Here is a 17,706-nt window from a genome sequence, read left to right as displayed (position 1 = left end):
GGGCGGGGTTTGCGGTGTTGTGCCGCTGGGCGGGGTTTGCGGTGTTGTGCCGCTGGGCGGGGTTTGCGGTGTTGTGCCGCTGGGCGGGGTTTGCGGTGTTGTGCCGCCGGGCGAGGTTTGCGGTGTTGTGCCGCCGGGCGGGATTGCGGGCGTCGTGCCGCTCGGCGTGGTTTGCGCGGCCGTTTCGTGCGATGGTGTTTCGGGTTTTTCCCCGCCGGGCGGCGGGGCGGGCGGCAGGTCGTCGTCGATGATGTCGCCGCTGTCGTCGTCTTCCGGCAGGGTATCGTTGGGTAGGGCTTCGCCGGCAGTTACGGTATGATGCGCGCTCTTGTATTCCGGCAGCCAGAAGTCCAGCGGCAGCAGGGCGTACAGGGCCACGCCGAGGAAGCCGATGAGGGCAAGCCAGGGCAGCAGGCGCTGCAAGGTGCGGTCATTGTGCGGGTGTTGCGGCATAGGGGGCTGGGTTGGCGGAAAGTGCCGCATTGTATCTGTTTTTTGGAGGTGTTTATGTCTATGGCTTTGGATGCGCAGTTGGCGTTGTTCCGCCGTGGTGCCGAGGATTTTATCGGCGAGGAGGAGCTTGCCGCCAAGTTGAAGGCAGGCAAGCGGCTGCGGGTGAAGCTGGGCATGGACCCGACCGCACCGGATTTGCATTTCGGTCACACGGTGGTCTTGAACAAGTTGCGCCAGTTCCAGGATGCCGGGCACACGGTGCTGTTTTTGATTGGCGATTTCACCGCGATGATTGGTGATCCCTCCGGCAAGAATGCGACGCGTCCGCCGCTGTCCAAGGAGCAGGTGCTGGCAAATGCGGAGACGTACAAGGATCAGGTGTTCAAGGTGCTTGACCGCGACAAGACGGAGGTGGTCTTTAATTCGCACTGGATGGAGGGGCTGTCGTCCACGGATTTTGTCCGCCTCGCTGCGAAGTACACGGTGGCGCGGATGCTGGAACGCGATGATTTCCACAAGCGCTATACGGAAGGCCGCCCGATTGCCATTCACGAGTTTTTGTACCCGCTGACGCAGGGTTATGATTCGGTGGCGCTGGAAGCGGATGTGGAATTGGGCGGCACGGATCAGAAGTTCAATCTGCTGGTCGGGCGCGATTTGCAGCGCGAGTACGGGCAGTCGCCGCAGGCCATCATCACCATGCCGATTCTGGAAGGCCTCGACGGTGTGCAGAAGATGAGCAAGTCGCTTGGCAATTACATCGGCATTTTCGACGCGCCGAACGAGATGTTCGGCAAGGTGATGTCGATTTCGGATGACTTGATGTGGCGCTGGTTCACGTTGCTGTCTTTCCGCTCGCTGGATGAGATCGAGGCGCTGCAAGCCGAGGTCGCAGCCGGGCGCAATCCGCGTGATGTGAAGTTTGAACTGGCGCGCGAGCTGGTCGGACGTTTCCATGATGCAGCGGCAGCAGAGGCAGCGCAGGAAGCTTTCGTCAACCGCTTCGCCAAAAACGAGATTCCGGAAGATCTGGAAGAGATTTCCATCGCTTGCGAGGGTGACGCCATGCCGATTGCGAATGTGCTGAAAGCAGCCGGGATGGTGCCGAGTACGTCTGAAGGGCTGCGCATGGTGGATGGTGGCGCGGTCAAGGTGGATGGCGAGAAGGTCGCCGACCGCAATTTCAGGCTGCCGCGCGGTTTCAGCGGCATTATTCAGGCGGGCAAGCGCCGCATGGCAAAGGTCGTGCTGGCATGAAGAAGCTGTTGATGTTGCCGCTGGCGGCGGTGCTGACCGCCGCTGTTTACGCCCAACCGCTGCCGTCTGCGCCGGGCGGTGGAACTGCTGAATCCGCGCCGGGCGGTGTCAATACCGGGGCTGCGGCGGATGGCAGTCACCCCGTCCCGCCGCCGCTGCTTGCCGCGCAGCAGGACACGCCGTTTTCCGTCAAAAGCCTGTTCTCTTCCTATAAACCCAGCATCTATCAGGTGCGCACCATCAACACCGCCACCGGGCAGAAAACCAGCATCGGCTCCGGCTTCGTCATCGGCGACGGCAAGATGATCGCCACCAACTACCACGTCATCGCCGACGCGGTGAACAAGGAAAAACACGCCATCGAATACATTGCCACCGACGACAGGGAAGGGAAGCTGCGCCTGCTCGCGGTGGACGTGGTGCATGACCTCGCCATCGTCGCCGCCGACCACGAACTCGGCAAACCCTTCAAGCTCGGCGGCATTCCCGAACAGGGCGAAGCGCTCTATTCCCTCGGCAATCCCGGCGACCTCGGCTTCATCATCGTGGACGGCATCAACAACGGCATCCTGCAAAAAAGCGCACGCTCGCGCATCCTCTTCTCCGGCGCCATCAACTCCGGCATGAGCGGCGGCCCGACCGTGAACAAGGCGGGCGAAGTCGTCGGTGTCAACGTCGAAAGCCAGGGCAACGACATCGGCTTCCTCGTTCCCGCCGACCACCTCGCCGCCCTGCTGAAACAGGCGGAAAGCGGCACGGTCAACATCAACGAAAGCATCGCCGACCAGCTCATCGCCGACAACGACAAATACTACGCGCCGTTTTTCAAAAACGACTGGAAAAAAGCGACCATCGGCCACTACACCGTGCCGACCGAACTCGGCGGCGACCTGCGCTGCTGGGACGTCTCGCCGCAGCAAGAGCTCGAAGACCTTGCCGCGAGCGAATCCGTCATCTGCCAGTCCGACCGCGTCACCTACATCAGCACCGATACCCAGGTCGGGCGCATGGGCTTCGTGTACAGCAACTTCTACGCGCGCGAACCCATGCCCACCGCGCGCTTCTACCACCTCTACAGCCGCGAATACCGCCTGCCCTATGAAATGCGCTCGCGCCGCGACTTTGGCGACTTCGCCTGCACCGCCGGCTTCGTCGCCATCGGCGGCAAACCCTTCAAAACCACCTACTGCACCCAACCGTCGAAAAAATACATCAAAAACGGCGAAGCCATCTCCGACCTTTACCTCATCGCCGCCCAAATCGGCGAAAAACAACAAGGCTTCACCATCACCATGATGCTCACCGGCATCCAGGAAAACCTCGGCAAACGCGTCATGGCGCACCTACTGGAACAAATCACATGGCAAGCGAACTAACCATCGAAACCACCGAACAGGTGTACCGCATCAGCCGCTACCCCGTACATATCGGCCGCAGCGCGGACAACGACATCACCATCAAAAGCCCCTTCGTCGCCGACCACCACGCCGTCATCGAAGACAGCGGCCAGGGCCTCACCATCCGCAGCCTCGGCGAAAGTCACGCCAACGGCACACGCATCCGCACCACCCGCCCGCTTGACGGCAACACCCTGCTGCAAATCGGCGCGGCCACCCTGAAAATCTGGACGGACCGCAGCAAACCCATGCCGTATGCCGACAAAAAACGGCGCTGGTGGCCACTTTTCACCCACCCCGCCGCCGTCTGCTGCTGGTTTGCCGCCGCCGTCGCCCTGCCGATGTGGGACGGCTACCTCGACAGCCCGCAAAGCTACATCTTCGACTACAACCGCTTCATCACCCTGCTCATCACCCTGCTCGGCATGACCTGGATCGTGCACAGCATGATCCTGCCGCTCTCGCGCCGCTACCTCATCCTGCCCGTGCTCGGCATCATCAGCGCATACAGCGCCGGCAGCGACCTCATGGACAGCCTCTCCGGCTGGTACGGCTTCCAGTTCAACAGCACGGCGGCGGCCACCTGCGGCACCCTGCTCGCCTACCTCGGCTACCTGTGGCTGCACCGCGCCTTCCTGCGCGACCACGTCCCGCTCGCCGGCCGCGTCCTGCGCCGCGCCACCCTGCTCACCGCATTGCCCGTCACCCTGCTCGTCAGCTACGCCTACCTGCGCGACCACGACTTCTTCAGCCAGCGCCCCGGCAGCTACCCCGTTTACCAAAACAAACTGGGCAGCAGCGTCCTCCTCGATAGTCAAATAAAACCAATCAAAAACTTCCTTTCGATTGACAAAAACGAACATTGAGCGAATAATGCGCCCCGTTGCCAACGCGCAGCATTGCAACACAACCCACTGAACAAACGGAGAAAAACCATGACCATCAACATCGGCATGACCGAAAACCAACGCAAAACCATCGCCGAAGGCCTGACCAAAGTACTCGCCGACAGCTACACCCTCTACCTCAAAACCCACAACTACCACTGGAACGTCGAAGGCCCGCAATTCCGCACCCTGCACCTCATGTTCGAAGAACAGTACACCGAACTCGCCACCGCCATCGACGAAATCGCCGAACGCATCCGTGCGCTGGGCTACTACGCGCCGGGCTCATACAGCGAATACGCCGCGCTGACCGGCATCAAAGAAGGCAAAGCCGGTACCGACGCCACCACCATGATCCGCGAACTCGTCGAAGGCCAGGAAACCGTTGTCCGCACCTGCCGTGTGCTCCTGCCCGCTGTGGACGAAGCGAGCGACGAACCGACCAACGACCTGCTCACCAACCGCATGCAAACCCACGAAAAAGCCGCGTGGATGCTGCGCTCCCTGCTGGAAAAATAAACCGGCACACCGAACACGAATAACACACACCACTCGCTGCGCCCACCCGTGGGCGCTTTTCTTTGCGCGGTTGCCACCCCGACAAAAAACCTTACAATGCGCGCACTTCCATTGTGGAAGGCAACAACAGGAGACACCCATGAAAAAACTGACCCTGACCGCCGTCCTCTTCACCTTTGCCGGCCTGCTCTGCGCCTGCAACACCACCCAGGGCTTCGGACGCGACATCCAGAAAGCGGGACAAGGCATATCCAACGCCGCCGAACGCGCCCAACGCGGCTGACCGCCCGCATCATCCATCCGCGCAACGCGCCATTTCGCAGAGAATGGCGCGTTTTTTTGTGCCTGTTCCGGGGCAATGTGTTGCAGATAAATTTCAGATGGCGGCCTGAAAAGCCGCCGGGCGGCGTAAACAGCGGCTTCCCGCGCAGCTTTTGCTGCGCAGCGTTGCCGCAACGTCTCAAAAGCGTCGTGATAAACCCGCTGTTTATCCCGTCTCGCGGCCGAGATGCAGGGCAAGGCCGGGGCGCATACAGTTTCAGGATGTCGGCGTAGAGGTCGGGCGCGCCTTTGCTGCGGGTGATGCCGGTGTAGAGGAGTTCGCGGCTGGGCAGACGTTGGTTGTGCGCGCTTCAGGATTGGAGGTGCCCAGGCGGGGTAAGCACTGAAACCGTCAAGCCGCCTGGTGGGAGAGGGTTTCTGCCGCAGGCGAAGAAGATGGTCATCAATCCACTGCCGTCTCCGCCGCCAGTTCGGCGGCAAAGGCGCTTTGAAACAGCGTCGCACCGCGCAGCAGTTGTTCGCCCAGTTCGGGGCCGAGGGTGGCGAAGGCTTTTTCTTCGGCGCGGTGCAGCGGCTCGACGAAGGGGCGGGCGTACTCGCGCCCGGCGTCGCTCAGGCGCAGCAGTTTGCGGCGGCGGTTGTTGTTGTCCTGCTCGATGTGCAAGAGCCCCCTGTCCATCAGGTCGTTGCTTTGTGTGGAGAGGGTCTGTTTGGCAATGCCCCACAGGGTGCAGATGTCGCTTTGCGTGCAGGTTTCTTCGGGGTAGAGCGAGTAGAGGATGGTGAAGGTGGTCGGGTTGATGCCCTGCCCCTTCGCCCAGCGGTCGTAGAGGCTGAAGATGTTGGTGAGGATGCAGCCCAGTTGGATGATGCTTGCGGCTTCTTGGTTCATGGCGGGTTCCGGTGGAGGGGGCGGTTATTGTAGCAGCAGGGGTACCGTCTCTTCCGCTAACCGTCTTGTTGATTAACCGTCCTAATTAAGACTATACTGCGCGTCCTGTTTTCTTATGAGGATTTTGTCATGCCCCGTTTTTTCCGCTCCTGCTTCTTGATGCTGGCCGCCGTCGCGCCGTCGGCGATGGCTGGGGATACGCCGCCCACAGAGGTTGCCGTCGGTGTCGCCGGTGGTTACAGCAAGGGGTTGTACCGCAGTTATGACGGCAACTGGTCGGCGGTGCCGCTGGTGCAGGTGGAATCGCCGTATTTTTATGTGCGCGGGCTGTCCGCCGGGGTGCGGGTGTTTTCGTCGGATGATCAGGCGCATGAAGTGCTGGTGGGTTCGGCCTGGCAGCTGGGGCAGGCGTTCAGGCCGAACCGCGCCGATGACCGGCAGATGCAGCAGCTTGACTAATGTGGAAACGAAGTGGTCGGCGGATATATCCGGGCGCAGCAAGGGACAGCAGACTTCCGTGCAGTACAGCTATTTCTGGCAGCCCGACGCGGCGCTGACCATCACGCCCGCCGTCGGTGTGGCGTATGCGGACAAGCGCTACAACCGCTATTACTACGGCATCAATGACAAGGAAGCGGCGCGCAGCGGTTTTGCCGCGTACTCACCCGATGCGACCTTGCAGCCGTATCTGGATGTGGCCGCCGAGTACCGCTTTTCCAGGCATTTCAGCGCCTTCGCCTCGACACGGCTGGAATCGTTGGGCTCGGCGGTGAAACGCAGCCCGATGGTGGACGAGCGTTTTCATTTTCAGGGCGCGACGGGGTTGTTGTACCGGTTTTGAGCGGGCAGCCACTCAAACCGTAAGGCGGGCAAAATCCGCCAAAAATTTTGCCCGCGCAGCAACCGAAACCACGTGGCAACAAGTTGCCCACGCGACAAACCCAAGTTTTATCCCGCCCGGCTTTCTTCATCATCAACCACCCAGGATTCCCCATGTTTTTTCCCCGCTTGTTTCTCGCGGCCCTGTTGTCCGCGCTGCTTGCCGCCTGTCATCGTGCCGCGCAGGAGGACGGGGATTTGCCGCCGCTGCGGGTCACGGTGCTGCACGCCGCGCCCGCCGAGTGGGCGGCGACGCTGCGTCTGCCGGGGACGCTGGTGGCGCGGGAGGAGGTGCCGGTCAGCACCGCCTTGCAGGGGCAGCGCATCCTCAGCGTCGCGGTGGAGGCGGGCGACCGTGTGCAGGCGGGGCAGGTGCTGGCGCGTTTGGAGAGTGTCAATGTGCAGGCGCAGGTGCAGCAGGTGGAGGCGCAGATTGCCCGCGCGCGGGCGCAGTTGCAGGCGCAGGAGGCGGCGGCGAAGGAAGCGGCGGCGACGTTGCAGCGTTACAGGAAACTGGCCGGGGCCGAGGCGGTGAGCAGGCAGACGCTTGATCAGCAGCAGGCGGCGGTGCAGTCCGCCCGTGCGCAGGTGCAGGCGGCGAAGGCGGAGATTGCCCAGTTGCAGGCGCAGCTCAAAGACAGCCGCAATCAGCGCGGCAAGGCGGCAGTCGTCGCCCCGGTCGCCGGGGTGGTGGCACGGCGCAATGCCGAGGCAGGTGCGCTGGCGGGGGCTGAGCCGCTGTTCTTTTTGATTAAGGACGATGCCGTCGAGCTCGCCGCCGAGGTGGGCGCGGCGGATTTGGCGTTGCTGCACCCCGGGCAGGCGGCGCAGGTGCATTTGTACGGCACAGGGGAAACGCGCAACGGCACGGTGCGGCGGCTCGATCCGGCGGTGGATGCCGCGACGCGGCTGGGCAAGGTGCGCATCGCTTTCCCCACCGGTGCGGCGCTGGTGAGCGGCGGTTATGGCGAGGCGGCTATCCGCCTGCCGACGGTGGCGGCAGCGCTGACCCTGCCGGAATCGGCGCTGACGTATGACCACGACGGCAAGGCAGCGGTGTGGCTGGTGGATGATGACGGCCGCGTGTCGCGCCGCGCGGTGGAAATTGGCCGCCGCCGGCAGGGGCGGGTGGAAATCCTGCACGGTATCACCGCTGCCGAGCGCGTCATCCGCCGTGCGGGCGCTTTCGTCAACGAGGGCGACGTGGTCACGCCCGTCTTGGAAGGGGTGTGAGATGAAGCTCTCTTCCTGGGCCATCCGCCGCCCGATTCCGACCATCGTCCTCTTCCTGCTCCTCTCCGCGCTGGGCGCGGTGTCCTTCCGCCTCCTGCCTGTCAACGCCAACCCGAGCGTCGATTTCCCCACCGTCAGCGTCAGCATCAGCCGCAGCGGTACCGCGCCGGACGAGCTGGAAAACGCCGTGACCCGCCGTGTGGAAAGCGCCGTGGCGGGCATCGCCGGCATCCGCCACATCACCTCGGAAATCACCGACGGCCTCTCCACCACCACCGTGGAATTCCAGCTGCACATCGACACCGACCGCGCCGTGAACGACGTGCGCAACGCCGTCGGGCAAATCCGCGCCGACCTGCCCGCGAGCATCGACGAACCGCTCATCGAACGGGTGGACATCGAAGGCGGCGCGCTCGCCTACTACGCCGTCGAATCGCCGGACATGGACACAGCGGCGCTGTCGTGGTTCGTCGATGACACCGTCAGCCGCCGCCTGCTTGCCGTCCCCGGCGTGCAGCAAATCACGCGCAGCGGCGGCAGCCAGCGGGAAATCACCGTCGCCCTGCACCCCGAACGCCTCGAAGCCCTCGGCATCAGCATCACCCGGGTCAATGCCCAACTCGTGCAGACCAGCGTCGATGTCCCCGGCGGCCGCCTCAGCGCCGACGGCGGCGAAAGCAGCCTGCGCGTGCCGGGCAGCGCCACCGGCGTCCCCGCCCTTGCCGCCACTCCCATCGCCCTCGGTGATGGCCGCCGCGTTACCCTGGGCGACATCGCCGACATCACGGACGGCCACGGCGAAATCCGCAGCCGCACCCGCCTGAACGGGCGGGAAGTCGTCGGCTTCAGCCTCTACCGCAGCAAGGGCACCAGCGACACCGCCGTCGCCGACGGCGTCGAACGGGCCATCGCCACCCTGCAAGCCGAAAACCCGCACATCCGCATCCGCCAAGTCCACAGCAACGTGGACAACACCCGCGAAAACTACCGCACCGCCATCGACACCCTGCTCGAAGGCGCCGTGCTCACCGTCCTCGTCGTCTTCCTCTTCCTGCGCGACTGGCGCGCCACCCTCGTCGCCGCCATCGCCCTGCCGTTCTCCATCCTGCCCGCCTTCCTCGTCATGCAACTCTGCGGCTACACCCTGAACAGCGTCACCCTGCTCGGCCTCACCCTCGTCATCGGCATCCTCGTAGATGATGCCATCGTCGAAATCGAAAACATCGACAAACACCTCATGCTCGGCAAACGCCCCTACCGGGCCGCCATCGACGCCGCCGACGCCATCGGCTTCGCCGTCATCGCCATCACCGGCACCATCGTCGCCGTCTTCCTGCCCGTCAGCTTCACCGGCGGCATGATCGGCCAATACTTCAGCCAGTTCGGCACCACCGTTTCCGCCGCCGTCCTCGCCTCGCTGCTCACCGCGCGCCTCGCCACCCCGCTGCTCGCCGCCTACCTCCTCGCCCCGGCAAGCGGCGCACAGCGGCACAAACCCCAAAGCCGCCCCATGCGCGCCTACCTCGCCCTGCTCGCGTGGACCCTGCGCCACCGCAAAACCACCCTCGGCCTCGCCGCCCTCATCCTCGCCGCCTCCTTCCTGCTCCTGCCGCTCCTGCCCACCGGCTTCATGCCGCGCGCCGACACCGGCTTCAGCCAACTCAACATCGACCTGCCGCCGGGCAGCACCCTCGCCGACACCGACGCCACCCTGCGCCGCCTGAGCGACAGCGCCAACCGCCATCCCGCCGTCGCCCGCACCTACGCCACCGCCGGACGCGGCGGCGACGTTGCCAAAGGCGAGCTCCTCATCCGCCTGCGCCCCTACAAAGAACGCAGCGTCGGCCTGCGCACCTTCGAACAACAACTGCGCGACACCCTCGCGCAAGAACCCGATATCCGCTTCGCCTTCCAGAACGACGCCGCGCAGCGCGACATCAGCATCATCCTCACCGGCGACGACTCCGCCACCCTGAGCGCCACCGCACGCACCCTCAAAAACCAGATGCAACCCATCGCGGGCATCACCAACATCCAGACCAACGAACCCCTGCCGAAAAACGAACAACGCATCCGCCTCAACGCGCAAGAAGCCGCCCGTCTCGGCATCACCCCGCAAGCCGTCGGCGACCTGCTCCGCCTCGCCACCCTCGGCAGCAGCAACAGCGAATCCGCCCGCTACAACACACACGGCCGGCAAATCACCATCCGCACCATCCTGAGCGCAGACGCGCGCCGCGACCTGACACAACTACAACACCTGCGCGTCCCCGCCGCCGACGGCACAAACGTGCCGCTGCACACCATCGCCGGCCTCCACCCCGCGAGCGGCATCGCCACCATCAGCCGCTTCGACCGCGAGCGGCGCATCAGCGTCGAAGCCGACCTCAAAAACGGCTACACCATCGGCACCATCATCGACGCCGTCAACCGCCTGCCCGTCATGCAGCCGCTGCCGCCCGGCATCCACAACCCCGAATACGGCGACAGCGAATACATGAACGAAATGTTCGAACAATTCGGCCTGGCGATGGGCTTTGGCGTCCTGATGGTGTACCTCGTCCTCGTCCTGCTCTTTCGCGACCTCCTCCAGCCCGTTACCATCCTCACCGCCCTGCCGCTATCACTGGACGGGGCGCTGGGCGCACTCCTCGCCTACGGCGCCGCGCTGGACCTCTCCTCCGTCATCGGCATCCTCATGTTGATGAGCATCGTCACCAAAAACAGCATCCTACTGGTGGATTTCGTCATCGAAAACCGCCGCCACGGCATGGCGCGCGCGACCGCCCTCGTCCAGGCCGGCGCCGAGCGGGCGCGCCCCATCATCATAACCACCATCGCCATGGTGGCGGGCATGGTGCCGGCAGTACTCGCCGGAGGCAGCGGTGCAGCCTTCCGCGCACCGATGGCCGTCGCCGTCATCGGCGGCCTGCTCACCTCCACCGCACTGAGCCTCATCTTCGTCCCCGTCACTTACAGCGTGCTGGACGACCTGCGTCATTGGCTCGCCCCGCGCCTCGCCCGCCTGACCAGCGTTACCGCCGCCGAGCGCGCAGCGGCAGAAGCGGCGGAGGGGCAGCCGCCAAGCGGCGTGAATAGCGGCTTGCGCGAAGCATGAAAGCCTCTTCCTCGTGGGGGGGATGGTTCGTAGGGCAGCTTCAGCCACCGCAGCGGTACGGGCAACTTGACGACCCCGGCATTCACGCCGCTTGACGGGCCCAATATTTACGCCGCCTGGCGGCTCCGGCAACCGGTGCCGCTATTCCGCCAGCGGTGGCAGGGCGTGCAAAAACTGCATGGCGGCGGGCGAGAGTTTGCGCTGGCGGGGGCGGAGCAGGTAGTAATCCGCGTTCAGGGCGAAATTCTCCACATCCAGCGCCACCAGCGTGCCGCGTGCGAGGGCGTCGGCAACGGCGAGACGCGGCAGTGCCGCCGCGCCGAAACCCGCCGCAACCAGGTCTCGCGCCGCTTCCAGACTGCCGACGGTAATCAGCGGCGCGGACGGCGCACGTTTGCCGCCCTGCCTGCGTACCCATTCTTCAATCTTGGCGCGGGTGCGCGTGCCTTTCTCGCGCACAACCACGCTCGCCTGCAAAAATTCGTCAAGATACAGCGGGCGGTGCAGCTCCGGCAGCGGCGAGCCTGCCGCCGCGACCACCACATAAGGCTCGCGATAGAGCAGGGTCTGCTCCACCTGCGCCGGGCGGCGTGTGCGTCCGGCAAAGCCCAGCTCCGCTTCCTGCCCCGCCACCCAGTCGAACACCTGGCCGGAATTGCCGATGCGGATATTGAAGCGGATTTGCGGGAACCGCTTGTGGAAGCGGCGCAATACCTGCGGCAGGTAGTAGCTGCCCATCACCGCCGAAGCGGCGAGGGTGAGCGTGCCCGCCTGCAACAGGCTGAGGTCCTGAAAAACCTGGCCGATTTCGTCGAAAAGGCCGAAGAGGCGGCGGGTGTAGCCGTAGAGCACTTCGCCCTCGGCGGTGAGCGTGATGGAGCGGCGCGAGCGGTCGAAGAGGGCGATGTGCAGCGCGTTTTCCAGTCCCTGCATCTGCTGGCTGACGGCGGGCTGGGTGAGGAAGAGCAGCCGCGCCGCGCGGGTGAAGCTGCCACTTTGCGCGACGCAGTGAAAGGTTTTCAGGTGTTCGAGGTTCATCCGGCTGACCGCCGGCGGCAGGGTATCCATGCGGGGCTCCGTGGGGGACTGGCGGCATGATAGCGCGGGGTCGGCGGGCCGGCAGGGATGCCGACGGACGGGTCCGGATTTTGGCGGTAGAGACGTTGCCGGCAACGTCTTTGTGCATACGGCGCAATGTGCGATGAACCGCTCAAATCAGGCGGCGGCGGAAGTAGGTGATGACGATTTCGGCGATGACGACAACGGCGAAGATGGTCAGCAGGATGACGGCAACGCGGTCCCACTCGAAGAGGTCGATGGCCGAGTTCATGATCATGCCGATACCGCCCGCGCCGACCAGGCCGAGCACCGAGGATTCGCGCACGTTGATGTCCCAGCGCAGCAGCATGATTGACCAGAAGGCGGGTTTGACGGCGGGCCAGTAGCCGTAAAGGATTTGGCTGCTTTGGGTCGCGCCCGCCGCTTTCAGCGCTTCGATGGGGCCGCGTGGCACTTCTTCCAGCGCTTCACCGAGCAGTTTGCCGACAAAGCCGACGGAGCGGCAGGCGATAGCAGCAGTACCCGCCAGCGGGCCGGGGCCGAAGACGGCGATAAAGAGCAGCGCCCAGACGAGCGAGTTCACGGAACGGCTGGCGACGAGCAGCGTCTTGGCAAGGAAGTTCAACCCCCGGTTGGGCGTGAGGTTGTGCGCGGCCAGGATGGAGAGCGGCAGGGCGGCGATGAGGGCGAAGATGGTGCCGAGGGTCGCGATGTGGAAGGTTTCCATCAGCGCCGTGTGCACCGCGACGCGGTAGTAGGCGTAATCGGGCGGGAACATGCGCTGCACCATGTCGAGCATTTGTTCCGGCGCGTCCCAGAGAAATTCCCAGATGACGTTGATGTTACGCAAAGACAGCAGCACAGCGATGCCGATGCCCAGCCAGAAGGCGGTGCGGGCGAGTTTCTGCCCGAGGGTGTGCCGCTGCCACAGGCGTTCGGCAAGCGCGGGGTTGGGGGTGTTCATTTCAGACATTGAAGATCCGTTTTACCGCGTTGGCGGCCAGTTCGCCGAGGAGGACGACCGCGATGATGGTAAGCAATATGGCGAGGACAAAATCGTATTCAAAGCGCTGGAAGGCGGCGAAGAGGGTGCCGCCGATACCGCCGGCGCCAACGATGCCGACCATGGTCGAGTTGCGCAGGTTCGCGTCGAGCTGGTAGGTACAGAAGCCGATGAGGCGCGCCATCACTTGCGGCAGTACGCCATAGGTAATGACGGAAAGGAAAGGTGCCCCCGTCGCGCGCACGGCTTCAATCTGCTTCATCGAAATCTCTTCGATGGTTTCCATGAACAGTTTGCCGACAAAGCCGACGGAGGCAACGATCAGCGCAAGGATACCGGCGAGCGGGCCGAAGCCGACGGCCTTGATGAAGATGATGGCGACGATGACCGGGTTGAAGGCGCGGCAGAAGGTAACGACGAAACGCGCCGGCCAAGTCGCCCAGGCGGGCATCAGGTTGCGCGCGCCGAGGATGGCGATAGGCAGGGAAAGCAGCACACCGAAGAAAGTCGCCAGCACCGCGATTTGCAGGCTTTCCACCAGACCGGTGAGCAGTTGCTGCCAGTCTTTGAAGTTAGGCGGGAACATGCGCGCCAGGAAGCGGCCACCGTTGTCGATACCCTTAATAAAGCGTTCGGCGGAGAAATCGAGCTGCCCCAGCGCGTAGAAGGCGTAAATGACGAGTGCCAGCGCGAGCAGGCGCGCGCCCCAAGAGGTGTGGAAGGGGCGAACGCTGGCAGGCGGTGGTGCGAGCGTGGGCTTGGCTGGCGCGTTCATTGCAACCAGTCCTTGCCGCCGTAAATCGTGTTCAGGTCGGCATCGGTCAGGGTGGCGGGGGCGCCGTCGAAAACAACCTTACCGCCCGTCATGCCGACGATGCGGTCGGCGTAGCGGCGCGCCAAATTGACATCGTGAATGTTGACCAGCACCGGAATCTGGTTATCCATGCCCTGCGATTTCAGCAATTCCATGATTTCCACCGAAGTTTTCGGGTCAAGCGAAGAAGTCGGCTCGTCGGCGAGCAGGATTTCCGGACGCTGCATCAGGGCACGGGCGATGCCGACGCGCTGCCGTTGCCCGCCGGAGAGACTGTCGGCGCGCTGGTTGGCAAAAGCCGCCAGCCCGACAATGTCGAGCAGGCGGTAGGCGTAGGCAATATCTTCGGTGGGGAAGCGGCGCAGCCAGGCGTTGAGCGGCGATACATAGCCCAAGCGGCCGGTGAGCAGGTTTTCCATGACGGACAGGCGTTCAACGAGGTTATATTCCTGAAAGACCATGCCGATGCGCCGCCGTGCTTCGCGCAGCGCGCGCCCTCTTATATGGGAAAGCTCTTCCCCTTTGAAGAGAATCGAGCCGTCGCTGGGTTCAATCAGGCGGTTGATGATGCGGATCAGCGTCGATTTCCCCGTCCCGGAAGGGCCGATAATCGCTGTCAGGCCGCTGCCCGCAAACGTCAGGTCGATGCCTTTCAGTACCGGCGCACCGGGCTTGTAGGCCTTGGTCAGGCCGCTGATTTGCAACACGGCGCTCATAGTTCTACCCGTTTATTCATAATCCCGTCCGTTTATGGCTTATTTCTTCTTGGCGTTTTCGGCTTCATAGCCACTGCGGTTCAGGCTCTGCCCGGCGGCAATGGCAACCTTGCGCACCAATTCCCAGTCTTTCTGATAATTGGCGGGGAGGAAGCGGTCGCCGCCCAAGCCTTTCGCCATTTCCGGCGGAATGCGGTACTCAAAGAAACATTCTTTGATCTTTTCCACCAGTTTCGGATCCAGATCGTGCGCATAAGCATAGGCATCGGTTGGGAAAAGCTCGCTGGTGTAGAGGACATTGAAATCATCAGCACCGACCACGCCGCGTTCCGTCATGTGTTGCAGCACGTCGCTCGCGACCGGGGCAGCGTCATAGTCGCCTGACTTCACGCCAAGGATGGACTGGTCGTGTTTGCCGGAATAGACCACCTTGTAATCCTTGTCCGGTGTGAGGCCGAGCTCTGAAAACAGGGCGCGCGGTGCGAGGTTGCCGGTATTGGAAGACGGCGAGGTGTGCGCGACATTTTTGCCTTTCAGGTCGGCCAGCTCTTTATAGGGGCTGTCTTTGCGCACAATCATCTTGATGGCGACACCTTCCGGGCCCTTTTCCGTGCCACGGATGGCAAACGGCACGGCACCGGCGATATTGACCGCGAAATTGGTCGGGCCGGTCGAGAAGGCGGCGATGTGCAGGCGGCCGGAGCGCATCGCTTCAATTTCTGCCGAGTTCGATTGCACGGCGAAGAATACCGTCTTACGGCCGACGCATTGCGACAAATGCCCCATGAACGGCTGGAAAAGTTTTTCATAGACTGTCGGGTCTTCCACCGGCGTGAAGGCGAAAATCAGCGTTTTCGGGTCGCGGAATTTTTTGGGATCGGTCGGCGGATCGGCGACCATATCCTTGTTGGCATCGCAGTAAATCGCATCGAGATCGCCACGGTGCGGACAGGCATCCTGCGCCGGTGCCGAAGCGGCAAACAGTCCTGCGGCGGCAATCAGGCTGAAACGAAACATCGGTATCACATTGTGATGGGCATGAGGGTGCATCATTTGCTCCAGAATTGTTATGGGGAATGACCAGACTTTCAGGACTAGCGGCATGAATGGCGCCTGAAAGAAAGGGGATAACCGCCTGCAAGGCAAACGGCAGCGGTTAAAAATGTGGATGCAATTGGTTGTTATCCACATGTTGCAACACGATATGCACATTATAGCCACAAGGAATTGCAGAAACAAAGTGGGAAATCCACAGTTTCCATGATTATTTGCAAAACCGGTTCCCCCTCGGCCAGGACGGACCGCCCGCTTGGCGGAGCCGGCATTTGTCCCGCTTGACGCACACTCGAATCAGAACTCGCAACCCAACAACCATGCGGCTTGATGACGCAGATGAAAACCCTTGATGCCCAGCGGCAGCTGGCGGATGTCATGTGGGCGCTTCCACACTAACTCAGCGATTGGAGCGTGCAAAAGAGATTGGCATAAAAAAGCCCCGCCGGGGCGGGGCTTGCCATTTCAGGCGGCTATGGATGTCGGGTTATTTCGGATACACCATGTTTTCCGGGGCGATGATTTTGTCGAGTTCGTCTTTGCTGAGGTAGCCTTTTTCCAGCACGATGTCGTACACCGAGCCGCCGGTGCGTTTTGCGGTTTTGGCGATGTCGGAGGATTTTTCGTAGCCGATGTAGGGGTTGAGTGCGGTAACGAGGCCGATGTTCGACAGCACTTGTTCGCGGCAGTGCGCTTCGTTGAGCTGTATGCCGTCAATGCATTTTTCGGCGAAGGTTTCGCAGGCGCGGGAAAGCATGACCATCGCGGTGAAGAGGTTGAAGGTAATGACCGGCTCAAACACGTTCAGTTGCAGTTGTCCCGCTTCGGAGGCGAGCGCGATGCTGTGGTCTATGCCCATGACGTGGAAGCAGGTCTGGTTCACGACTTCCGGGATGACCGGGTTGATTTTGCCCGGCATGATGGAGCTGCCCGGCTGTCTGTCCGGCAGGATGTAGTTCGCCAGCCCTGCGCGTGGACCGGAGCTGAGGAAGCGCAGGTCGTTGGCGATTTTCGAGAGGCGGGTGGCAATCAGGCGCAGGTTGCCGGAGAGGTGGACGTAGGCGCTGGTGTCCTGCGTTGCCTGGATGAGGTCTTGCGCGGTTTTGTAGGGTTTGCCGGTCACGGCAGCGAGATGCCGCTCGCAGGCGGGGATGTAGCCAGCCGGGGCATTCAGGCCGGTGCCGATGGCGGTCGCGCCCATGTTCATTTCGTAGAGGCGGCGGCGCGGTTCGTCCAGGCGCTCGATTTCGGTCGCGATCATGGTCGCGAAGGCGTTGAATTCTTGTCCGGCGGTCATCGGCACGGCGTCTTGCAGGTGGGTGCGGCCCATTTTCAGTTTGTCGCCGAATTCTTTGCTCTTGCGGGCGAAGCTGTCGTGCAGTTTTTGCAGCGAGCCGATGAGGCGCTCGATGTAGCTGTCAAGGGCGACGTGCAGCGCAGTCGGGTAGGCGTCGTTGGTGGATTGCGATTTGTTGACGTGGTTGTTCGGGTGGCAGTACTCGTATTCGCCTTTTTTGTGGCCGAGGATTTCCAGCGCACGGTTGGCGATGACTTCGTTGGCGTTCATGTTGGTGGAGGTGCCCGCCCCGCCCTGGATCATGTCCACCAGGAACTGGTCGTGCAGTTTGCCGCTGATGATTTCGTCGCAGGCGGCGCAGATGGCGTCTTTGATTTTGCCGTCCAGCACACCGACTTCGTGGTTGGCGAGGGCAGCGGCTTTTTTCACTTGCGCGAAGGCGTTGATGAAGGTGCTGAACTGGTCAAGGTGCACGCCGGTGATGTTGAAGTTTTCCAGGGCACGCAGGGTCTGGATGCCGTAGTAGGCGTCGACGGGGACATCGCGCTCGCCGAGTAAGTCATGTTCACGTCGTGTTGTTGTCATGAGATTTTCTCCTGTTAGGTTTTGTGTATTTTAACGCTATTCCCGATGGTTGTAACGTGAAATCCGCATTTTGATACGACAGTTTTCTCAATTTTTCACTAGTCTTTGTTTTTTCTTACTATCTTTTTATTTCGTTCCGCATGGCAGGTTTATGGCGTTTTTCGCCCGCTGTGCTGCCGCCACTCCCGCTGCATTCCCGCTTGGATGGCGTGGATTTCACTCTTTCAGGCGGTGCTTTCGTAAAAAAAGCCCGCCGGTGCGG

At 62.6% G+C, this 17,706-nt stretch carries 16 protein-coding genes and 1 pseudogene; 9 read left to right on the top strand and 8 right to left on the bottom strand.

What is annotated here, in order from left to right; genetic code table 11:
* Positions 1–453 (bottom strand): annotated as a pseudogene (locus Q0562_RS01190) (M23 family peptidase); the annotation flags it as partial.
* Positions 454–513: 60 nt separating this feature from the next.
* On the opposite strand from Q0562_RS01190, the gene tyrS reads away from it, so the two are divergent.
* The 5 genes from tyrS (at position 514) to Q0562_RS01165 (ending at position 4,796) form a co-directional block, all read left to right on the top strand.
* Entirely contained in the window at positions 514–1,710 is a 1,197-nt protein-coding gene (tyrS, locus tag Q0562_RS01185; protein ID WP_366144667.1) for a tyrosine--tRNA ligase, read from the top strand.
* Positions 1,707–3,086 (top strand): serine protease, encoded by a 1,380-nt coding sequence (locus Q0562_RS01180; RefSeq protein WP_298640030.1) that lies wholly within the window; start codon positions 1,707–1,709, stop codon positions 3,084–3,086. Before tyrS ends, Q0562_RS01180 begins: the two co-directional genes overlap by 4 nt.
* Positions 3,071–3,973, top strand: a complete 903-nt coding sequence (locus tag Q0562_RS01175; RefSeq protein WP_298640028.1) for an FHA domain-containing protein — start codon at positions 3,071–3,073, stop codon at positions 3,971–3,973. The genes Q0562_RS01180 and Q0562_RS01175 overlap by 16 nt, the downstream gene beginning before the upstream one ends.
* A 69-nt stretch (positions 3,974–4,042) precedes the next feature.
* Positions 4,043–4,513, top strand: a complete 471-nt coding sequence (locus tag Q0562_RS01170; protein ID WP_298640026.1) for a Dps family protein — start codon at positions 4,043–4,045, stop codon at positions 4,511–4,513.
* Positions 4,514–4,652: 139 nt separating this feature from the next.
* Positions 4,653–4,796, top strand: coding sequence for an entericidin A/B family lipoprotein (locus Q0562_RS01165; protein ID WP_298640023.1), 144 nt, complete (start codon positions 4,653–4,655; stop codon positions 4,794–4,796).
* 441 nt (positions 4,797–5,237) lie between these two features.
* Here the strand turns inward: Q0562_RS01165 and Q0562_RS01160 are convergent, their stop codons facing one another.
* Positions 5,238–5,687 carry a MarR family transcriptional regulator gene (locus Q0562_RS01160; RefSeq protein WP_298640020.1) on the bottom strand — a complete coding sequence of 150 codons (450 nt, stop codon included), beginning with the start codon at positions 5,685–5,687 and terminating at the stop codon, positions 5,238–5,240.
* Between the two features lie 129 nt (positions 5,688–5,816).
* On the opposite strand from Q0562_RS01160, the gene Q0562_RS01155 reads away from it, so the two are divergent.
* The 4 genes from Q0562_RS01155 to Q0562_RS01140 all read left to right on the top strand — a co-directional run bounded on the left by Q0562_RS01155 (position 5,817) and on the right by Q0562_RS01140 (position 10,917).
* Complete coding sequence (locus tag Q0562_RS01155; RefSeq protein ID WP_298640017.1) at positions 5,817–6,146, top strand: hypothetical protein; 330 nt, start codon at positions 5,817–5,819, stop codon at positions 6,144–6,146.
* 1 nt (position 6,147) lies between these two features.
* Entirely contained in the window at positions 6,148–6,528 is a 381-nt protein-coding gene (locus tag Q0562_RS01150; RefSeq protein ID WP_298640036.1) for a MipA/OmpV family protein, read from the top strand.
* A 152-nt stretch (positions 6,529–6,680) separates the two neighbouring features.
* On the top strand, positions 6,681–7,799 hold the full coding sequence (locus tag Q0562_RS01145) for an efflux RND transporter periplasmic adaptor subunit (RefSeq protein ID WP_298640016.1): 1,119 nt from the start codon (positions 6,681–6,683) through the stop codon (positions 7,797–7,799).
* A gap of 1 nt (position 7,800) precedes the next feature.
* The gene (locus tag Q0562_RS01140) at positions 7,801–10,917 is read left to right on the top strand and encodes an efflux RND transporter permease subunit (RefSeq protein ID WP_298640013.1); all 3,117 of its coding nucleotides are present in this window, start codon (positions 7,801–7,803) and stop codon (positions 10,915–10,917) included.
* 141 nt (positions 10,918–11,058) lie between these two features.
* Here Q0562_RS01140 and Q0562_RS01135 read toward each other — a convergent pair whose 3' ends face one another.
* The 6 genes from Q0562_RS01135 to aspA all read right to left on the bottom strand — a co-directional run bounded on the left by Q0562_RS01135 (position 11,059) and on the right by aspA (position 17,444).
* Positions 11,059–11,985, bottom strand: a complete 927-nt coding sequence (locus Q0562_RS01135; RefSeq protein WP_298640011.1) for a LysR family transcriptional regulator — start codon at positions 11,983–11,985, stop codon at positions 11,059–11,061.
* 142 nt (positions 11,986–12,127) lie between these two features.
* Positions 12,128–12,949, bottom strand: a complete 822-nt coding sequence (gene phnE / locus Q0562_RS01130; RefSeq protein WP_298640007.1) for a phosphonate ABC transporter, permease protein PhnE — start codon at positions 12,947–12,949, stop codon at positions 12,128–12,130.
* Positions 12,942–13,754: a phosphonate ABC transporter, permease protein PhnE gene (gene phnE, locus Q0562_RS01125; protein WP_298640004.1), complete on the bottom strand. Its 813-nt coding sequence runs from the start codon at positions 13,752–13,754 to the stop codon at positions 12,942–12,944. The genes phnE (Q0562_RS01130) and phnE (Q0562_RS01125) overlap by 8 nt, the downstream gene beginning before the upstream one ends.
* Positions 13,751–14,509, bottom strand: a complete 759-nt coding sequence (gene phnC, locus Q0562_RS01120) for a phosphonate ABC transporter ATP-binding protein (protein ID WP_298640001.1) — start codon at positions 14,507–14,509, stop codon at positions 13,751–13,753. The genes phnE (Q0562_RS01125) and phnC overlap by 4 nt, the downstream gene beginning before the upstream one ends.
* A gap of 39 nt (positions 14,510–14,548) precedes the next feature.
* Complete coding sequence (gene phnD, locus Q0562_RS01115; protein ID WP_298639998.1) at positions 14,549–15,526, bottom strand: phosphate/phosphite/phosphonate ABC transporter substrate-binding protein; 978 nt, start codon at positions 15,524–15,526, stop codon at positions 14,549–14,551.
* 523 nt (positions 15,527–16,049) lie between these two features.
* The gene (aspA, locus tag Q0562_RS01110; protein WP_298639995.1) at positions 16,050–17,444 is read right to left on the bottom strand and encodes an aspartate ammonia-lyase; all 1,395 of its coding nucleotides are present in this window, start codon (positions 17,442–17,444) and stop codon (positions 16,050–16,052) included.
* Positions 17,445–17,706: the final 262 nt, after the last annotated feature.

This window comes from uncultured Cardiobacterium sp., assembly GCF_938028825.1.
GTDB lineage: Bacteria > Pseudomonadota > Gammaproteobacteria > Cardiobacteriales > Cardiobacteriaceae > Cardiobacterium.
Note: the sequence above shows the minus strand (reverse complement) of the source record. Positions and strands in the feature narration are given on the sequence as shown.

What these genes read in the sequence shown, in the direction of transcription:
- tyrS (WP_366144667.1), top strand. Translation starts at nt 514, where the DNA reads ATGGCTTTGGATGCGCAGTTGGCGTTGTTCCGCCGTGGTGCCGAGGAT.
- Q0562_RS01180 (WP_298640030.1), top strand. Translation starts at nt 1,707, where the DNA reads ATGAAGAAGCTGTTGATGTTGCCGCTGGCGGCGGTGCTGACCGCCGCT.
- Q0562_RS01175 (WP_298640028.1), top strand. Translation starts at nt 3,071, where the DNA reads ATGGCAAGCGAACTAACCATCGAAACCACCGAACAGGTGTACCGCATC.
- Q0562_RS01170 (WP_298640026.1), top strand. Translation starts at nt 4,043, where the DNA reads ATGACCATCAACATCGGCATGACCGAAAACCAACGCAAAACCATCGCC.
- Q0562_RS01165 (WP_298640023.1), top strand. Translation starts at nt 4,653, where the DNA reads ATGAAAAAACTGACCCTGACCGCCGTCCTCTTCACCTTTGCCGGCCTG.
- Q0562_RS01160 (WP_298640020.1), bottom strand. Translation starts at nt 5,687, where the DNA reads ATGAACCAAGAAGCCGCAAGCATCATCCAACTGGGCTGCATCCTCACC.
- Q0562_RS01155 (WP_298640017.1), top strand. Translation starts at nt 5,817, where the DNA reads ATGCCCCGTTTTTTCCGCTCCTGCTTCTTGATGCTGGCCGCCGTCGCG.
- Q0562_RS01145 (WP_298640016.1), top strand. Translation starts at nt 6,681, where the DNA reads ATGTTTTTTCCCCGCTTGTTTCTCGCGGCCCTGTTGTCCGCGCTGCTT.
- Q0562_RS01140 (WP_298640013.1), top strand. Translation starts at nt 7,801, where the DNA reads ATGAAGCTCTCTTCCTGGGCCATCCGCCGCCCGATTCCGACCATCGTC.
- Q0562_RS01135 (WP_298640011.1), bottom strand. Translation starts at nt 11,985, where the DNA reads ATGGATACCCTGCCGCCGGCGGTCAGCCGGATGAACCTCGAACACCTG.
- phnE (WP_298640007.1), bottom strand. Translation starts at nt 12,949, where the DNA reads ATGTCTGAAATGAACACCCCCAACCCCGCGCTTGCCGAACGCCTGTGG.
- phnE (WP_298640004.1), bottom strand. Translation starts at nt 13,754, where the DNA reads ATGAACGCGCCAGCCAAGCCCACGCTCGCACCACCGCCTGCCAGCGTT.
- phnC (WP_298640001.1), bottom strand. Translation starts at nt 14,509, where the DNA reads ATGAGCGCCGTGTTGCAAATCAGCGGCCTGACCAAGGCCTACAAGCCC.
- phnD (WP_298639998.1), bottom strand. Translation starts at nt 15,526, where the DNA reads ATGTTTCGTTTCAGCCTGATTGCCGCCGCAGGACTGTTTGCCGCTTCG.
- aspA (WP_298639995.1), bottom strand. Translation starts at nt 17,444, where the DNA reads ATGACAACAACACGACGTGAACATGACTTACTCGGCGAGCGCGATGTC.